A 17,402-nucleotide genomic window follows, 5' to 3' on the forward strand; every position below is an offset into this window, starting at 1 on the left:
GCCGAACCCCCTGTTATGACGCCGATTCCCGGCAAAACCGCTTCGCGCTTCGCCTGGGAAAACCGCGTTAAGCCTCTGATAGAATGCTTTCCGCGGCCTTTTCGGCAATCATGATTACTGGCGAGTTGGTATTGCCCGAGACGATCGTCGGCATGATCGAGGCATCGACCACCCGCAGTCTCGCAAGCCCATGCACCCGCAATTGCGGATCGACAACCGCCATGGTGTCGCTGCCCATCTTGCAGGTGCCGACCGGATGGAAAATCGTTGTGGCGATATCGCCGACCCGACGGATCAGGTCCTCGTCACTCTGATATTCCGTGCCCGGCAGCATCTCCTGCGGCCGGTAATTGCGAATGGCATCGGCCTCCATCAGCCGGCGGGCATGCCGGATCGATTTCGTCGCAACCATCCGGTCGCCGGCTGTCGAAAGATAGTTCGGGCGGATTTCCGGCGCCATGCAAAGGTCCGGGCCGCCAACATGCACGCTCCCCCGGCTTTCCGGCCGCAGATTGCAGACGGAGACGGTGACAGCGGGATATTTATGCAGCGGCTCGCCGAGCCGGTCTGTGCTCAAGGGCTGCACGTGATATTCGAGATCGGCGGTCGCAACAGCCGGATCGCTCTTGGCAAAGATACCGAGCTGGCTCGGCGCCATCGACAGCGGACCGGACCGGCGCAGCATATATTCAAGCCCCATACCCGCTCGGCTGAACAAGTTGTGATAGAGCTGGTTCAGCGTCTTTGCGCCCTCGATGCGGAAGACCGTACGGATCTGCAAATGGTCCTGCAGGTTTTCGCCGACACCCCGAAGTTCGTGGGCGACGTCCAGTCCGGCAGCGGACAACACATCCGGGCGACCGACGCCGGAAAGCTCGAGGATTTTCGGCGAATTGATCGCACCGGCAGACAGGATGATCTCGCGATCGGCGCGAGCCAGATGTTTCTGCCCGTTCAGCCGGAACCGCACGCCGGTCACCATCCTGCCGTCGAATTCCAGCCGCTCGGTTTCGGCGCGGGTCAGCACGCGCAGATTGGGCCGCTTCATCGCCGGGCGCAGAAAGGCCTTTGTCGTGTTCCAGCGCAGGCCGCCGCGCTGATTGACCTCGAAATAGCCGGAGCCCTCATTGTCGCCATCGTTGAAATCGTCGGTTTTTGGAATGCCGAGCTCCTCGGCCGCATCGCGAAAGGCATCGAGGATCGGCCAGGAAAGCCGTTGCTTTTCCACCCGCCATTCGCCGCCTGCCCCGTGCATCGGCGACTTCCCGCGATAATTGTCCTCGGATTTCAGGAAATAGGGCAGCACGTCATCCCAGCCCCAGCCGGAATTGCCGGCTTGCCGCCAGCCGTCGTAATCGGCCGCTTGGCCGCGCATATAGATCATGCCGTTGATCGACGAGCAGCCGCCCAGCACTTTTCCACGCGGATAAGGCAGTGACCTGCCGTTCAGTCCGGCTTCCGCCGCCGTCTTCATCATCCAATCGGTGCGCGGATTGCCCATGCAATAGAGATAGCCGATCGGCACATGCACCCAGTGATATCGGTCGCTGCCGCCGGCTTCGAGCAGCAGGACACGAGTTTTCGGATCGCGCGACAGCCGGTTGGCCAGAACGCATCCCGCCGATCCCGCGCCGACGATGATGTAGTCGTAGCTTCCCGCATCGATGGCCCCATCATTCACCCGCATGTTCATGCCGCCGCTCCCGCTGCCAGCGGAACCGCCGTCAGACGCCGCCAGAGCGGTGCCATTGCCTCGGCGATATCCTGATAGAGAGCGTAGCGCCGCGCATAATGTGCCTCAAGCGAGACATCCGGACGATAATGCCGCTCGGTCCGGACCATGGCCGCAGCACCGGCGCCGAAGTCTGCGAAGACACCGACGCCGGTTCCGGCTGCAATCGCCGCTCCCAGCGCACCGGTTTCACGCGAGCGGGCAACGCTGACCGGAACGCCGAGCACATCGGCAAAGATCTGAGGCCAGATCAGGCTGCGCGAGCCGCCGCCGGACAGCACGGCTTCGTTGAAGACCGCGCCGGCCTTTCGGATCGCCTCGATGTGCTGGCGGTGACCGAAGGCGACGCCCTCAAGAAGCGCGCGAACGAGATGCCCCTTGGTGTGCCAACCGGCAAGACCGTAGAAGCCGGCGCGTGCATGGCCATCCTGCTGGGCGCCGTAGAGATACGGATGGTAGAGCGGGTCGTCTGCAGCGGGTTCGATCGCCTCGGCCAGCGCGCAGCAGGCATCGAAGGGCGAAACGTCTTCCGCATGCTCGCCTTCGAAAAACTCCCGCACCAGCCATTCGAGATTGGCAGCCGAGGTGGCGCTGTTCTCCATCGCCATGTAGCGGCTGCGATCGAAGGTCGACGACATGAACACCGGCCCGTCGAGGTCGGGGCCATCGATGATGACCTGGTTGATACTCCAGGTGCCGGCGATGATCGAGGCGCTGCCGGTGCGTGAAACGCCCGAGCCGAGCGCCGAGGCGACGACGTCGAACAGCCCGCCGACCACAGGAGTACCGGCGGCGAGCCCGGTCTGCGTCGCCACTTCTTCCGTTACCGTGCCGGCAATGTCGGCGCTTTCGATGAGCGGCGGCAAGAGGTCCATGCAATCTCCCAGTCCATAGGCCTCCATCAGCGCCTTGTCGTAGCGGCGCGCGGCAAGATCCAGCAGACCGGCACCCGACATATCGGACACCTCGCTGACGCGGCGGCCGGTCAGGCGGTTGACGACGAAATCCTTGGAGAAGAACACCGTACCGATGCGGTTGAACAGATCCGGCCGGTGACGCTTGAGCCAGGCAAGCAATGTCGGCGTCTGGGATGGCCACGGACGCTGGCGGGCAATCGGATAGGTCCGGTCACCAACGCCGGCCTCTCGCCATTCATCGACCAGGCCGGCGGCCCGCGTGTCGAGTGACTGGATGCCGAGCAGTGGAGCGCCGTCGCGATCAAGCGCATAGAGACCGTTGCCATGCCCGGCGCAACCGATCGCGGCGATTTCCTCCGGCTGGATCTCCGCCTTTTCGATGCAGGCGCGGATGACCTGCCGTGCATTCGTCCAGAGTTCGTCAAGCCCTCGCTCGACATGCCCCGGGCTCGGCATGCGGCTGCGCCCTTCTTCCCACGCAGCCGCGATCTCGTTGCCGCTCAGGTCGAAAATCACCGCTTTGATGACGGTGTTTCCGGCGTCGAGCCCCAAAAGATAGTTTCCCATGCTGAACCCCTCCCAAGGTTCGAGATCGCATTCAACCCTGCTGGTAGAGCGCAAACGCCTGATCGCCGCTCGCATCCTCGTGCACGATCGCCATCAGTCCGCGCACCACGGCCCTCGGATTGGCGTGCTGATAGATGTTGCGGCCATAGACCATGCCTAGAGCGCCTTGTCGCATCAAGGCCGCCGATTTGTCGAAGACGGCACGAAGATCTTCCTTGCCGCCACCGCGGACGAGAACCGGGCAACGGGCTGCTTCCACCACCCTGTGGAAATCCTCGGCATTGGTGGTTGGGTCGGCCTTGACGATATCTGCGCCCATCTCACGGGCGAGCCGCGTCAACGTCACAATCTTGTCCGCGTCACCGTCGACCATATAACCCCCTTTTTCGGTGACCGGCTGCATCACCAGCGGCTCGATCATCAGCGGCATGCCATACTTGTCGCAATCGGCCCGCACGCGGGAAATATTCTGCACGCACTGGCGGAACAGATCCGGCTCGTCCGGCAGCATGAACAGGTTGACGACGACGCAGGCTGCATCCATCTCGATCGCGCCGATCAACGGTTCGGCGTCGTTCTGCAGCACCGCCCACATGTCGCGGTGGCGGATTCGGTTATAGGGATTGCCCATGTCGATGCGCATGACCAGCGCCGGCTTGTCCTTGCCGGGCACGTCCTGCAGCAGGTCCGCTTGGCCGTAATTCATCTGGATCGCATCCGGCGCGGCAGAGACCAGCGCCTTGACGACGGCCTGAATGTCCTCCAGCCCGTTGAGGAAGGACGGCTCGTTGCAGACGCCGTGATCGATCGCCACATCGAGGCAGCGGCCGCCGCCGAACAGCCGGTTCATCCGGACTTTGCTGTTGTGTCGCATTCTGTGCTCCTTGGTTCGTTCCTTGCGGAAAGCATGTCTTCGTCGACGCCGTGGCGTTCGTTGAGAAGGGTGAGAAAGCGGACGCGCTCACTGGCGCGATGCGCGAGCGTCCAGTTCTTATCCTGCGCCAGCAGGTCGAGTGCGGCGTCCATCATGTCGAGTGAAAGCTCGCCCGAAACGGCAAGCGTCGTGCGCCGCAAAAGCAGGTCGTCGAGATGTTCCACCGCTTCCTCGCGGATCAGGAACTGCAATTCGCGCACCGAGTAGGCGGCGTGCGGCAGCGCTTCATCGGGGCTTGGCGCGATGAAGCCGGCAATCGCCTCGGCATCCGTGCCATATCGGGCAAACAGCTCAGCCATGCGCCCTGCGGAAAGGCCTTTGCTGGCTGCCATCTGCGCTAGCCAGGCGGGCGTGTTCGCGGGAAAGGCCCGACCGCCGCCGATCGGCCGATCGGTTGTCGCAACGCGGCGCCGCCTGCCGAGCCTTTCCAGAGCCATGTCGGCCGCCAGTTCCCCGAAGGACCGGAATGTCGTCCACTTGCCGCCGATCATGCAGAGCACCGGCGCACCGCCATCGGGAGGCTCCAGCATGGTGCAGAAATGATCGCGCGGGATGCGTCCGGTAAAGCTGTCGGTGCTCGCCGGCAGCGGCCGCACGCCGGAAAACTGAAAAACGATTTGCTCCGGCCGAATGGTGATATCGGGCAGGACGAAGGCAAGCGATTGCAGGATATAATCCCGCTCGTCCGCCTCGCAGCGCACCGTTTCCGGATCATCGACGCGGATATCGGTGGAACCGACGAGAACCTTACCGAGATAAGGAAAAGCGATACAGATCCGCCCGTCCTCGTTCTCGTAGTAGATCATGTGATCGGCAAGTGCGTCGCGCAGCTCCGCATTGTCGATGATGAGATGCGAGCCCTTGGTGCCGCCCATCAGTGGTGACGGCCGTGCTTCTGGCGAAAACAGGGTTTGATTGGCAAGGTCGATCCAGCCACCGGTGGCGTTGATGATCAGCGCCGGTTCGACGGCAACGGACGCGCCGCCGATCTGATCCTCGACGTGATACTCACCATTTTCGGTACGCCGCAGTTCGGCATAGTTCAGCGCCATCACTCCGAACTTTGCCAAAAGACCATCCTGTAGGAGCTCGATGCCCAACCGCTCCGGATGGCTGACCCAGGCGTCGAAATAGGTGGCGGAACTCTTGATGTCGGGATTGAGCGCCGGCCACTTGGCAAGCGTTGTGCGCCGGCCGCGAAACTGGTGGCGCGGCATCAATGCCCGTTTGCGCGTCAGGAAATCATAGATGCTCAGGCCCGCCTTGATGGCGACGGCGCCACGTCGGCTCGGACGGCGGCTGAGGCCAAGGAAGCGGACAATGCCATTGCCGAGGCCGGAAAAGATATCGAACACCGGCACCGTCGTCGGCAGCGGCGCGACGTAATGCGGCGCGTTGCGCAGCAGCCGGTCCCGCTCGACCAGCGATTCCTGCACCAGCTTGAATTCGCCGTTTTCAAGATAGCGAAGCCCGCCATGGACCATGCGCGACAACGCCGAACTGGCACCGGAGCAATAGTCGTGCTTCTCGACGAGCAGCACGTTCAGCCCCTGCAGGGCCAGTTCCCGAAAGACGCTGATGCCGTTGATGCCGCCGCCGACGACGCAGACGTCCACCTTCGGGCTCTGGCGGAGCCCGTCCAATATTTCTTGCCGTTTCATGATGGCGATCCGCTACCTGTCCATATCAGTCAGTTTCGCCGCTATGGCCGTATCGATGGCCGCAAGATCGGCCGTATCCAGCCGGATGGTCCCGGCCCGCGCATTGTCGAGCGCTTGCGCCGGATTGCGCGCCCCGCAAAGTGCAAAGGTGACGCCCGGCTGCGCCAGCGTCCAGGCAATCACGATCTGGGCGATGCTGGCGCCGTGTTTTTCTGCGAGCGGCCGGATGGCGTCGGCGAGCGCCGCTGCCTTCTGGCGGTTGTCGACTGAAAAGCGCGGATTGTCCTTGCGCTGGTCGTCGCCGGAAAACACACGGTCCGGACCGATGGTGCCGGACAGCAACCCCAGCGCCAGCGACGAGTAACTCAGCGTCGCTATGCCGTTGGCCTTGGTCAGCGGCAGAAGCTCTGCCTCGATCTCGCGGTCGATCATGCTGAACCGCTCCTGGATCGCGTCGAGACCGCCGGCAGCGAGATAGGCATCGAGGTCGTCGGAACTGACATTGCTTGCGCCGATCGCCCGGATCTTGCCCGATGTTCGCAGGTCTTCCAGCGCCCGCATCGTTTCCTCGATCGGGGTCGTCGGGTCCTGCCAATGGGTGATGTAGAGGTCGATATAGTCGGTTCCGAGCCGCCTCAGGCTTTCCTCGACCTCATGCAGGATCGCATCGCCGCCGAGATAACGGTGGACCGGCTTGCCGTCTTGGTCGAAGAAATGACGGCCCTTCTGCGTATGCCAGACAAGGCCGCATTTGGTGGCGATCACAGCCTTGTCGCGTCGCCCAGCCAACGCTTTGCCGACGATCTCTTCGGAACGTCCAAGCCCATAGGCTGGCGCCGTGTCGATCAGCGTTACGCCGGCGTCAATCGATGCCTGGATTGCGGCGATGGATTCGGCCTCGTCGGTCCCGCCCCACATCCAGCCGCCGATCGCCCAGGTGCCCAGCCCGACCGCCGAGGCGGAAACGCCGGATTTGCCGATCTCACGTGTCAATTGCTGTCCATTCATGCCCATTTTCCTTCGCCATTCGCCAGTGCCAGCACCCGGGCACCTGTCGCCTCATCGGTCACCAGCGTATCGAGATGATTGCCCCTGAGAACGCTGAGGATCGGGCCTGCCTTGTTCGGCCCGCTCGCCACGCCGATCTTGGTGGGGATCGAGGCGAATTCCGGCAGCGTCAGCGACACCAGCGACCGGTTGAGGCTGTAGTCGCAGACCTGGCCATGATCATCGAGCAGATGCGCCAGCAATTCGCAGGAGGCGCCGGACCGCTCGATCGCGGCGCGGTCGGTGCTCGAGGAGGGATGCAGGTCGTAATAGCTCGAATCGTCCGACAGGATCGAGCCGATGCCGACCACCGCGACCTTCGCCTCGCGCGCCCGTTTGAAAACGTCGGCGACGGCACGCATGTTGATCAGCATTGCCCGCTGCTCGGCATCGTCGGCAAAGAGCGGCGCGTGAATCTGGTAGGAACGTCCCCCAAGCCGGTCGGCCATCAAGGTCGAGACATGGTTGACGTCGGTATAGTGCTTACCCTGCACGCAGCCCGTTGCTGGAATGACCTCGACATTGAAACGACGTGACGGCTGCAAGCCGGCGACGACGGCGCTCACGCCTTTGCCTCCCGTGATGCAGATCGTATCGCCATCGATGATCTCTTCCAGCAGCAACCGCGCTGCCGCTTCGCCGACGGCCTGAAGCGCCGTTTGCGGATTGTCGGACACAGTCGGCACCACCACGGCGCGGCCGATGCCGCCAAGCGCTCGCAGCTGTTCCTCCATATCGACCAGCGGCTCGACCGGCGACTTGATCTTGATCTCGACCAGGCCGAGTTGCCGGCCGCGCTTGATCAGGCGGTTGACGGTAGCATGCGAGATGCCGAGTTGATCGGCAATCTGCGCCTGTGTCAGTCCCTCGAGGAAATGCAAGACCAGGGCCTGGTGCATCTGCCGGGCGATGACGATTTCCTCGCGCGGCGCGTTTGCGGGTTTGAGTTTGGCTATCGGCATGTCAGGCAGCCTTCCGCTTGTGCAGGAAATGGTCGATCGAGACGGCAGCAAGCAGAATGCAGCCTTTAATCATGTCTTGCCAATAGACGGACACGTCGAGCAAGATCAACGAGCTTGTAACGACCGACAGGAGGGCAATGCCGAGAATTGCCCCCAAGATCGTGCCGGAGCCGCCATTCAGCGACGCGCCGCCAATCACCGCGGCTGCGATGATATTGAGCTCCATGCCGACGCCGAAGGTCGGGGTCGCGGCGCCGAAGCGGGACATGTAGATCACCCCGGCAACCCCCGACAGCGTGGCGCAAAGCACCGTCACCCAGAACTTCACCTGGTTGGTCTTGATACCGGAATAGAGCGCCGCCTTCTCGTTGCTGCCGGTGTAGAACACCTTGCGGAAGGCGGTTGCCCGGCGCAGCAGGAAATCGAACAACACGACGACCGCAACAAAAATCAGGATCACATAGGGGACGCCGTAGAACGTGCCTTGCCCGACCGCCTTGAACGAAGGCGGCAAGGTGAACAGCGACAGCGGCGTGCCCTTGGTGATGATCAGGCAGATGCCGCGCACGATGACCATCGCCGCAAGCGAGGTGATGAAGTGGTTGAGCCCGACGACCGTGACGAAAAAGCCCATGACGCAGCCGATCAGGCTGCTGGCTATGATCCCGATCAGGGATGCGCTCCACGGATCGAGCCCCATCAGGAACAGCGAGCCAGACAATACCATCGAGAAGCAGACGACCGAGCCGACCGACAGGTCGATGCCGCCGACGATCAACAGGATGGTCATGCCGACGACGACGATTCCCTCCACCGAGAACGACATCAGCATCGCCCGGAAATTGCCGAGCGTCAGAAAATGCGGCGAGGCAAAGCTCATGACGATGCAGAGCGCCAGGATGATCGCGATCAGTCCCGCCTCGCGCATTGTCCCCAGCCGTTTCCAGCCGGGCGCGCGTGCCTGATGTACCGTTGCCAATGTAGCGTCCGCCATGACCTTGTCTCCCGCCCCTGCGTTTTCTTTATGCGGCATGCTCTGATGCCTTTGAATTGTTAAGACCGCCGATACCCGACGCGAGCCGCATGATCGCTTCTTCCGTCATCGTCTCGTCCTCGACCTCGCCTGCAACGGTGCCCTCGTGGATGACCAGCACCCGGTCGCACAGCCCAAGAAGCTCCGGCAGTTCCGACGAGATGACGACGATGCCGATGCCGGAGCGGGCGAGATCGCGCAGCAGCCGGTGGATTTCCGATTTGGCGCCGACATCAATGCCGCGGGTCGGCTCGTCCATCAGGATGACCTTCGGATTGACCGCCAGCTGCTTGGCAATCGCCACCTTCTGCTGATTTCCGCCCGACAGCGACGAGACCGGCATGTCGATGCCCCCCATCCGCACCCCGAGCCGCCGGACCAGGTCGTGGGCACGATCCGCCTCGGCTTTGGAATTCAACAGTCCCAGGGGTCCGGTCAGCGATTTCAAATCGAGAACGGCAATGTTCTGGGCGATGGAAAGATCGAGGAAGATGCCGGAGCCTTTCCGGTCTTCCGACAGGTAGACGACACCCGCCTGCGCGGCCTGCGCATAGGAGTGCGCCGGCAGTCGCTGTCCATGCAGTTGCACCTCGCCGGCGATCACCGGCCGCAATCCGCAAATGCCTTCGGCGATCTCGGTGCGCCCCGAGCCGATCAGCCCGCCGACGCCGAGAATTTCGCCCTTGCGCAGTTCGAAGCTCACATCCGTAAAGCGGCTGCCGTCGCCGAGATCGCGGACGCTCAGAATGATCTCGCCGGTCCGCTCCGCCGGCGCTTGCTTTTCCGGATAGAGCTGGGTGATCTCGCGCCCAACCATGCGGCGCACGACATCATCCGGCGTCAAGTCCGCCACCGTCCCCGTCGAGACATAGCGGCCATCGCGAAAGACGGTGACCCGGTCGCACAGGCTGAAGATTTCGGCCATGCGGTGGCTGATATAGATGATCGAAATACCCTGCGCCTTGAGGTCGCGGACGATCCCGAACAGGACCTGCGCCTCCGATTCCGTCAGCGCCGCCGTCGGTTCGTCGAAGATCAGCACCCGGCAATCGAGCGTCAGTGCCTTGGCGATCTCGACAAGCTGCTGGCTCGATATCGACAAGTCGCCGACTTTGCGGCGGACGTCGATCGGCGCCAGACGGTTCATCACGACCTGTGCATCCCGTTCCAGCTTGCCATAATTCATGAAAGGCGAGCGGCGACGGTTGGTCGCGGCCATGAACATGTTCTCGGCCACCGTCGCATCCGGGCAGAGCGCGATTTCCTGATGCACGAGGCCAAGCCCGAGCGATTGCGCCACCGCCGGCGACGTCACTTTTACCGGCGCGCCATCGACAAGGACGTCCCCCTCGGTCGGCTGCAGCACGCCGGCAATGATGTTCATCAGCGTCGACTTGCCCGCGCCGTTTTCGCCGCAAAGTGCATGAACCTCGCCTTTTTCCAGGGTGAAGCTCACATCCGTCAACGCCTTCACTGCACCGAAGTGCTTGCTGACATTGCGGATTTCCAGAACCGGCACCGACGCCACCATAATCTCCTCCTCACGCTCGCGATGGCTGCCCGGAGCTTGAAGCCCCGGACAGCAGGCACAAAGGTTTATTCCTCGATGCCCTTGGTGCCCCGCCGCTTCAGGTACTTGTCCCAGTAGAAGTCGTCGGCATTATTGGCCGTGACGATCGACAGGCCGTTGTCGACGAACGGAATGCTCATCGGGTTGAAGCTGGCGCGCTTGGCGTCGTTCATCGGGTCGATGAGTTCGGGATGCTTGGCGAGCCACAGGAGCATGAAGCCCATGTAACCCTGCATGCCCTGGTTCGGGTTGATCGAGCCGAACACTTCGCCCGCCTTGATCATGTCGAGGATGTTGGCGTTGACGTCGGCGCACATGACGAGGATCTTGCCGCCGCTTTCCTTGTTGGCCTGCGAAGCGCCGATGGCCGAGTTGGCTTCCGGCATGAAGACGGCGCCAAGGTTCGGATGTGCCTGCACCAAGCTCATCAAGCCCTGATAGGCCTTGTTCGGGTCCTGGTTGGACGCAGCGCGGCCGACCAGCTTCATATCAGGATATTTTTCGTCCATTCGGGCGATGAAGGCGGCGATACGCTTGTCGTGATTGTCCTGGCCCGGATTTTCCAGAACGGCATATTCACCCTTGCCCCCCATCTTTTCGGCAATCGCGTCGGCCGCATAGGTGCCTTCGCGGGTATTGTCCGACGTGATGAACGAGATGCGCTTGGAAAGCGGCGCGTCGGCTGCGAAGGTGACGACCGCCGTGCCCTGATCGATGGCCCGGTTGATCGGCTCGATGAACGGATCGGAGTTCATCGGATGAACGAGGATACCGGCCGGGTTCTGGGCCAGCGCCTGGTCGAAGGTGGCGATCTGCTTGTTGACGTCATATTCCGGCGTGCCGGTATAAGCCGTCTCGCAACCGAGCTGCTGACCGGCCTGCTTGAACATTTCATAGACCGGGAACCAGTATTCGACGCCCGAAACCATGACATTCATGACGTATTTTTCACCGGGCTTGCAGCGGAACGGATTTTCCGCGTCCGCGCTGGCCACGCCGGCATAAAGCGTCGATGCGAGGACCGCCAATGCGGTCGTGCTTAGAAATCTGCGCAAGTTTCCTCCTCGAGGCCGAAGCCCCTCCCAAATATCCGGCGGCGCCTCAGCGGCTGCCGATGATCCATTGAAGACCGGAGTTCCTCCTCGAAGTCCGGTATGGGCAGATAATCGCAACGGCGGAGCGGTGTCAATATAATTCATCATATGAAATATATTTCACATGTCAGCGTCCTGCATGGCGATTGATGCCCGCATTTGGCGCTCGAAGGCACCGATTCATGAGAGGCACTTGATGCGGCGGCTGATGAAGCCGTGGGTCGACAGGCCCGAAGACGGTCGTTTGCGGGTTCGACTGCAATCTCTTCAACCGGCCCATTGACATCGGCAGGGTTAAGGCCGAAGCCGCACTCGGCCGCGTATTCGCGGCCGCTTTTGCAAGGATGTCTAAAATGAAGACCGAGACTGCTGTAGCCAATGCCGGAAACCTGATCATAACAGGCGTCGTGCTGATGCTGCTTGGCGATCTGCTTTTTGCGCTGAACGATGCGATGGGCAAGTGGCTGGTTGCGAGCTTTGCCGTCGGCCAGGTGCTGGTGATCCGCTCGGTCGGCGCTTTCATCGTGCTCGGACCAATGATCCTGCGGCAAGGACCGATGGGTTTGTTCCGCGTCGAGCAGAAGGGCCTCCAGTTCATACGCGTTTTCATGGCGACTTGCGATGTCGCGCTGTTTTACGCCGCCGTCGCCTATCTGCCGCTCGCAGACGTCATGACCTTCTATATGGCCGGGCCGATCTACATTGCGGCGCTCTCGCATTTCTTTCTCGGAGAAAAAATCGGTTGGCGGCGTTGGCTGGCCGTTCTGATCGGCTTCGCAGGCGTCGTCATCGCGCTGCGTCCGTCAACCGCAATGCTGTCGCTTCCGTCGCTTTTCGGCCTTGCGGGCAGCCTTGCCTTTGCATTGTCGCTGGTGATGAGCCGCTATCTGCGCTCGACCAGCGACACGACGCTCGTGACATGGCAGACGGTCGCCGCGCTCATCACCGGCATCGTTTTGAGCATCGGCCATTGGCAGCCGGGGACGATTGTCGACTGGTCCGGCATGCTGCTCCTCGGCATCGTCGCCACCTGCGCGCATCTGCTGATCACCCGCTCGCTGAAGCTTGCACCGGCATCGCTGCTCGCGCCGCTGCAATATACGCTGCTGCTCTGGGCGATCATCCTCGGCTACCTCTTCTTCAATGATGTTCCCGACATGCAGATCATCATCGGCGCCGCAATCATCGTCGTTGCCGGGCTCTTCATCTTCCACCGGAAGAATCTGAAAGAAACGGTTCCGATTGAGGCCGTCCCGCCCGACGGCCATTGACGCTACAGCGCTGCTTATCTTCAGAGGGATAGAGACATAGTCACGTGGACTTTCCACGGAACAATCTGGACGCTTGCACGCTACTCCCGAGCATTCAAACACGGGAGATCACAATGGCGTCTATGACCCTCGAAGACCTATCCTCGCAACTGAAGAAGATCGATTTCTGCATGCTGTCTACGAACGCCGGGTCGGGCCGCATCTCGGCCCGACCGATGAGCAATAACGGCGACGTCGAATATGACGGGGATTCCTGGTTCTTTTCGTATGAAGACAGCAGAAAAATCACCGAGATCGAAGGCATCGACGCCGTCTCGCTGACGTTCACGGCGCCTCCCAGCCTCCTCGGCAAGCCGGGGATTTTCATCGCTGTCGAGGGCTTTGCCTCACTGGTACGGGACAAGGCGACATTCGAAGAACATTGGGTCCCCGATCTCGAGCGGTGGTTTCCTGAAGGAGTGGACACTCCTGGGATCGTTCTCATCAAGGTTTCGGCGTCCTCCATCCGGTACTGGGATGGAGAGGAAAACGGTGAGATCGCCCTGCCTGGCTCCGCGCGTTAAGGAAAGCATGGCCGCCCCTGCGCCCTTGCCTGTTTCGATGATGAACACGGCCCGTTGGATCTAATGGCCCGCCCCGCATGACGTGAGGCTGGCGCGCATTCGTCGGCAGATCACGTCAATGACCACTCTCATCCACCGGCGGCGGCTCCCAGCCGAACACGCTGCGGCCGCCGAAATCGGCGGATCGGCGGAATTCGCCGGCGATGATTTCCTTGAGGTCGGGGCCGGTCACATAGTGTTCCATCTGCCTGGATTGGTCGTCCAAGCGCCGCAGCGCCTGCAACTCCTCCTCCCGCCCCAGCTTGCCCTTCTGCACCGCCGATTTCATCACCGCGATGGTCTCGTCATAGACCTTGAGCGGAACCGGAAAGGGATGTCGGTCCTTGCCGCCATGGGCGATCGAGAAGCGCGCCGGATCGGAAAAACGGCAAGGCGCGCCGTGGACGACTTCCGCCACCATCGCCAGCGCCTTCACCGTGCGGGCGCCGACGCCTGGAACGAGCAGCAGCTGTTCGAAATCCGCTGGTCCGCGATCGGCCGCGGCGGCGAGATTTCCGTGCAGGCGCCGCATATTGACGTCGCTCTCGCGGACGTCGTGATGGGCGGGCATGATCAGGTGCGGCAGCATTGGCTGTTCGGCAGGTTCGGGCGCGGGTTCTTCGGCACGCTGCAGCGCGGCGGCCTCGCGGATGATCCGGTCGGGGCCGAGCGTCGCCAGCAGATCGAGCTGGCCGCGCCGCGAGCGCTCGGCGCGCCTGTCGGCCAGATTGACGATCTCGCCCTGGCTCCTTCCCTCGATTGCCGCATGCGGCGAGTCGACGAAACTCTCCAGCCCTTCCGACAGCCAGTGATAGCGCCGGGCCTGCCGCCTGTCGCCATTCATACCCTGCTGCACCACCACCCAATGGCCGTCATCGGCAACAATGAACCCGTGGAGATAAAGATCGAACCCGTCCTGAAGGGCAGCACTGTCGACCTTGGCGATGAGACGGCTCGTAGTCGCCAGCCCCTCCCCGTCGAGACCGACACGCTCGCCGATCGAGACAAGCTCCTGCGGGGTCTTGCGCGAATGCGCGCCGCGACCGCCGCAGACATGCAGGCCGAGTTCGCCGGCACGCGGCTTCAGCCCACGCTTCAGCGCCCCGAGTACGCTGGTGGTGATGCCGGAGGAATGCCAGTCCATGCCCATGACCGCACCGAAGGACTGGAACCAGAAGGGATGCGCGAGCCTGCGCAGGAATTCGTCGCGGCCATAGTGATGGACGATCGCCTCGGTGATCAGCGTGCCGAGCCGCGTCATCCGATCGCCGAGCCAATGCGGCACACGTCCCCCGTGAAGGGGAAGATCGGCGCTGCCTGCTCGTTGTGACATCTCGTTTCCTTGCACTTTGTATCGCCCGTCGTTGCCGGCATGTTCGCCTCATCCGGCGCGACAGGGAACCCAAAAATATTCCAGGCGTTTGCTCTCCCAGTGAGAGGCCGAGGCAATCATGACGACATTCGAAACCATCTTCAATGACCCGAACTTGCCCCAGACAAAATCACAACGACCAGGCGACCGCCCAAAACAGGAGGGCGGGGCCTTGCGCTTGGAAGGAAGCGCGGCGAAGGCAGCCTTCCTGATCAACGGCAACAGCTATTTCGCCGAACTGGCGCGCGTGCTGCGGCAGGCGCGGCGCACCGTCTGGATCATCGGATGGGATTTCAATCCCGACATCCGGATGCAACCGGAAAAATCCGACGAAACATTGGCCGATCTGCTGCATGCCCTGGCCGCGGCAAATCCCAAGCTTGAAATACGCATCCTCATCTGGACGCTCGGGCCGATCTATTCGGAGAAATCCCTGCAGGTGCTGCGAAAGAAGAACTTTCCCAGGAATGTACGGATCGATCTGCGCTTCGAGCTTCAGCCGACATTGCGCGGCTGCCACCATCAGAAACTCGTCTGCATCGACGACGCCGTCGCCTTCATCGGCGGCATAGACCTGACGTCGCGACGATGGGATACCCGGCGCCATCGCGCCGAGGAGAAACTGCGGCGCGACCCGGAGGGCGTTTCCTACGATCCGCTGCACGACGTTCAGGCAATGGTCACCGGCGATGCCGCCAGGCTGATCGGCGACATCGCCAGGCAGCGCTGGGAAAATGCCACCGGCGAGATCCACCTGCCTTTGGCCGAAAATATCCGCTTCGTCTGGCCGGACGATCTCGCCATTTCCATGAGGGAGGTTGCGGTCAGCTTCGCGCTGACGGAGCCTTCGACCGCACTTCGCCCCGGCATTAGCGACGGCATCGCCATGACATTGGACGTCATCGCCCGCGCGCGGCGGCAGCTCTACATCGAGGCGCAATATCTCGCCTCTTTCCGCGTTGCCGACGCCATTGCCGCGCAGCTGCAGGAGGAAGACGGGCCTGAGGTCGTCATCATCTGTACGCGCAGTTCTCACGGACTGATCGAAAAGCTCGTCATGGGCGGCAATCGCGACCGCGTCATCCGCCGCCTCAAACGCGCCGATCGCGCCGGCCGTTTGCGCGTCTATTACGCGGTCACGCCGGGAGAGGACGGCGAGGTAGAGGTGCTCGTCCATTCCAAACTGATAATCGCCGATGACGAACTGGTCCGCATCGGCTCCTCCAACCTCAACAATCGCTCGGAAGGGCTGGATTGCGAATGCGACATGCTGTTCGAGGCTGGCAATGACGAGCACCGCGGCGCAATCGCGGATTTGCGCAATCGCCTGCTTTCGGAATATCTCGGAACCAAACCCGAAAGCTTTGCCGCAGCCTTTGCGCAAAGCGGCTCGGTCATCGCTGCGGTCGATGCGCTCAATGACGGGCCTCGGGGCTTGCGGGAATTCACCGTTGCGCTGTCGGGCAGCATTTCACCGATTACAGGCACAGGGCTCTTCGACCCGGTTCGACCCTTCGCACCCTTAGACCGACTGGGCCTCGGCGCGCTCGTCCGCCTCCTCATCCGGCCGGCGTGATCTCCGCCGGAAGATCATCTCGCTGATGATGAGAAGCGTGGATCCGAGCGCCAGCGGGATGAAGAAATAGGCGCAGCGGAACGCAATCAGCGCGCCGATCGAGGCCTCCTTCGGCACGGCATACGAAACGGTCGCCTCGAGCACGCCGAGGCCGCCCGGAACATGTGTTGCGAGAATTGCCGAATTGGCGAGCACGTAAGCCGTCACCGACCGGAAAAAGGCGACGTCGCCAAAGGCCGAGAGCATCTGGTGCAGACAGGCGGAGACGAGCATGAAGTTGAGCGTCCCGACCCCGACCTGCGCGACCGCGATCGAAAATCGCGGCAGCTGAAACGACCAGCGCCACAGCCGCAACGTGCCGCGGATGAAGAACGCCAGGCCCGTATAGACAACCGGCACGACCAGCGCCATCGCGCCGAAGATGCGCACACTTCCCGGATCAATGCGCAGCAGGCGCCCGGCATCACCGGGATTGACGATCATGGCGAGACCGCCAAGCGTGATCAGCCCCAGCCCCACCGTGACGCCACAAAACAGGATGACCTTCGCCACGTCCTCCGCCGTCAGCCCCCAGCGAGAATAGAAACGATAGCGGAAGGCGCCGCTGCTCAGGCCGGCAAAGCCGATATTGTGGCCGAGCGACAGGCTGATGAATGAAGTCAGCGCTATCCTGGAATAGGGCAAGGATTTGCCGAGCGAACGGATCGCCAGCAGATCGAAACAGCTGAGGCACAGATAGGATGCCGCCGCAAACAGAAGGGCTGTGCAGAAGGTCGAAAAAGGAATGCTGCGAACCGACTGGGCGATCTGCTCGAGACTATACTGTTGGAAGATCCGATAGAGGAGAAAGACCGCAAGGCAAAGCGCGGCCACGAGCAGTCCATTCCAGATTACGCTTTTCAAGCTCATCGATTGTCCGTTTCCGAGATGCGAGCGCGGCGGCTCGATGATCTGGAACGATCAAACGAGTTCTGTGTTCCCCAGGGAGAACACGTTCTATGTTGTCCCTGGGGAGGAACGAGTTCCGTGCTCTCCCGGAGGGAACAAGCTTTTCAGCGGGGCCA

General features: G+C 62.1%; 14 protein-coding genes. 3 read left to right on the forward strand and 11 right to left on the reverse strand.

Annotated elements, in window-relative coordinates:
- Positions 1-67: 67 nt before the first annotated feature.
- The 9 genes from FHT75_RS28365 to FHT75_RS28405 all read right to left on the reverse strand — a co-directional run bounded on the left by FHT75_RS28365 (position 68) and on the right by FHT75_RS28405 (position 11,478).
- Complete coding sequence (locus FHT75_RS28365; RefSeq protein ID WP_063473751.1) at positions 68-1,693, reverse strand: GMC family oxidoreductase; 1,626 nt, start codon at positions 1,691-1,693, stop codon at positions 68-70.
- The gene (locus FHT75_RS28370) at positions 1,690-3,216 is read right to left on the reverse strand and encodes an FGGY-family carbohydrate kinase (RefSeq protein ID WP_063473752.1); all 1,527 of its coding nucleotides are present in this window, start codon (positions 3,214-3,216) and stop codon (positions 1,690-1,692) included. The genes FHT75_RS28365 and FHT75_RS28370 overlap by 4 nt, the downstream gene beginning before the upstream one ends.
- Before the next feature lie 31 nt (positions 3,217-3,247).
- A complete protein-coding gene (locus FHT75_RS28375) occupies positions 3,248-4,090 on the reverse strand; it encodes a class I fructose-bisphosphate aldolase (protein ID WP_063473753.1) in 843 nt (280 codons plus the stop codon).
- Positions 4,063-5,811, reverse strand: coding sequence for a glycerol-3-phosphate dehydrogenase/oxidase (locus tag FHT75_RS28380; protein ID WP_063473754.1), 1,749 nt, complete (start codon positions 5,809-5,811; stop codon positions 4,063-4,065). The genes FHT75_RS28375 and FHT75_RS28380 overlap by 28 nt, the downstream gene beginning before the upstream one ends.
- A 12-nt stretch (positions 5,812-5,823) precedes the next feature.
- Positions 5,824-6,819: an aldo/keto reductase gene (locus FHT75_RS28385; RefSeq protein ID WP_047619220.1), complete on the reverse strand. Its 996-nt coding sequence runs from the start codon at positions 6,817-6,819 to the stop codon at positions 5,824-5,826.
- Complete coding sequence (locus FHT75_RS28390; protein ID WP_063473755.1) at positions 6,816-7,820, reverse strand: sugar-binding transcriptional regulator; 1,005 nt, start codon at positions 7,818-7,820, stop codon at positions 6,816-6,818. The genes FHT75_RS28385 and FHT75_RS28390 overlap by 4 nt, the downstream gene beginning before the upstream one ends.
- Position 7,821: 1 nt before the next feature.
- Complete coding sequence (locus tag FHT75_RS28395; protein WP_088930321.1) at positions 7,822-8,814, reverse strand: ABC transporter permease; 993 nt, start codon at positions 8,812-8,814, stop codon at positions 7,822-7,824.
- A gap of 28 nt (positions 8,815-8,842) precedes the next feature.
- Positions 8,843-10,384 (reverse strand): sugar ABC transporter ATP-binding protein, encoded by a 1,542-nt coding sequence (locus FHT75_RS28400; protein ID WP_206114661.1) that lies wholly within the window; start codon positions 10,382-10,384, stop codon positions 8,843-8,845.
- 65 nt (positions 10,385-10,449) lie between these two features.
- On the reverse strand, positions 10,450-11,478 hold the full coding sequence (locus FHT75_RS28405; protein ID WP_047619177.1) for a substrate-binding domain-containing protein: 1,029 nt from the start codon (positions 11,476-11,478) through the stop codon (positions 10,450-10,452).
- Positions 11,479-11,870: 392 nt separating this feature from the next.
- Between FHT75_RS28405 and FHT75_RS28410 the strand changes: the two genes are divergently transcribed.
- Both FHT75_RS28410 and FHT75_RS28415 read left to right on the forward strand, forming a co-directional pair.
- The gene (locus FHT75_RS28410) at positions 11,871-12,788 is read left to right on the forward strand and encodes a DMT family transporter (RefSeq protein ID WP_063473758.1); all 918 of its coding nucleotides are present in this window, start codon (positions 11,871-11,873) and stop codon (positions 12,786-12,788) included.
- Between the two features lie 113 nt (positions 12,789-12,901).
- Positions 12,902-13,351 (forward strand): pyridoxamine 5'-phosphate oxidase family protein, encoded by a 450-nt coding sequence (locus FHT75_RS28415; RefSeq protein ID WP_047619183.1) that lies wholly within the window; start codon positions 12,902-12,904, stop codon positions 13,349-13,351.
- A gap of 115 nt (positions 13,352-13,466) precedes the next feature.
- On the opposite strand, the gene FHT75_RS28420 is transcribed toward FHT75_RS28415, so the two are convergent.
- On the reverse strand, positions 13,467-14,723 hold the full coding sequence (locus FHT75_RS28420) for a DUF763 domain-containing protein (protein ID WP_183845290.1): 1,257 nt from the start codon (positions 14,721-14,723) through the stop codon (positions 13,467-13,469).
- Positions 14,724-14,841: 118 nt separating this feature from the next.
- On the opposite strand from FHT75_RS28420, the gene FHT75_RS28425 reads away from it, so the two are divergent.
- Complete coding sequence (locus FHT75_RS28425) at positions 14,842-16,338, forward strand: phospholipase D-like domain-containing protein (protein WP_183845289.1); 1,497 nt, start codon at positions 14,842-14,844, stop codon at positions 16,336-16,338.
- On the opposite strand, the gene FHT75_RS28430 is transcribed toward FHT75_RS28425, so the two are convergent.
- Positions 16,285-17,247, reverse strand: a complete 963-nt coding sequence (locus FHT75_RS28430; protein WP_183845288.1) for a lysylphosphatidylglycerol synthase domain-containing protein — start codon at positions 17,245-17,247, stop codon at positions 16,285-16,287. The genes FHT75_RS28425 and FHT75_RS28430 overlap by 54 nt on opposite strands.
- Between the last annotated feature and the right edge of the window lie 155 nt (positions 17,248-17,402).

The sequence above is a fragment of the Rhizobium sp. BK112 genome (assembly GCF_014193215.1).
Taxonomy (GTDB): Bacteria; Pseudomonadota; Alphaproteobacteria; order Rhizobiales; family Rhizobiaceae; genus Rhizobium; species Rhizobium anhuiense.

Coding starts and splice junctions, on each gene's coding strand:
- FHT75_RS28365 (WP_063473751.1), bottom strand. CDS start 1,693: ATGAACATGCGGGTGAATGATGGGGCCATCGATGCGGGAAGCTACGAC.
- FHT75_RS28370 (WP_063473752.1), bottom strand. CDS start 3,216: ATGGGAAACTATCTTTTGGGGCTCGACGCCGGAAACACCGTCATCAAA.
- FHT75_RS28375 (WP_063473753.1), bottom strand. CDS start 4,090: ATGCGACACAACAGCAAAGTCCGGATGAACCGGCTGTTCGGCGGCGGC.
- FHT75_RS28380 (WP_063473754.1), bottom strand. CDS start 5,811: ATGAAACGGCAAGAAATATTGGACGGGCTCCGCCAGAGCCCGAAGGTG.
- FHT75_RS28385 (WP_047619220.1), bottom strand. CDS start 6,819: ATGAATGGACAGCAATTGACACGTGAGATCGGCAAATCCGGCGTTTCC.
- FHT75_RS28390 (WP_063473755.1), bottom strand. CDS start 7,820: ATGCCGATAGCCAAACTCAAACCCGCAAACGCGCCGCGCGAGGAAATC.
- FHT75_RS28395 (WP_088930321.1), bottom strand. CDS start 8,814: ATGGCGGACGCTACATTGGCAACGGTACATCAGGCACGCGCGCCCGGC.
- FHT75_RS28400 (WP_206114661.1), bottom strand. CDS start 10,384: ATGGTGGCGTCGGTGCCGGTTCTGGAAATCCGCAATGTCAGCAAGCAC.
- FHT75_RS28410 (WP_063473758.1), top strand. CDS start 11,871: ATGAAGACCGAGACTGCTGTAGCCAATGCCGGAAACCTGATCATAACA.
- FHT75_RS28415 (WP_047619183.1), top strand. CDS start 12,902: ATGGCGTCTATGACCCTCGAAGACCTATCCTCGCAACTGAAGAAGATC.
- FHT75_RS28420 (WP_183845290.1), bottom strand. CDS start 14,723: ATGTCACAACGAGCAGGCAGCGCCGATCTTCCCCTTCACGGGGGACGT.
- FHT75_RS28425 (WP_183845289.1), top strand. CDS start 14,842: ATGACGACATTCGAAACCATCTTCAATGACCCGAACTTGCCCCAGACA.
- FHT75_RS28430 (WP_183845288.1), bottom strand. CDS start 17,247: ATGAGCTTGAAAAGCGTAATCTGGAATGGACTGCTCGTGGCCGCGCTT.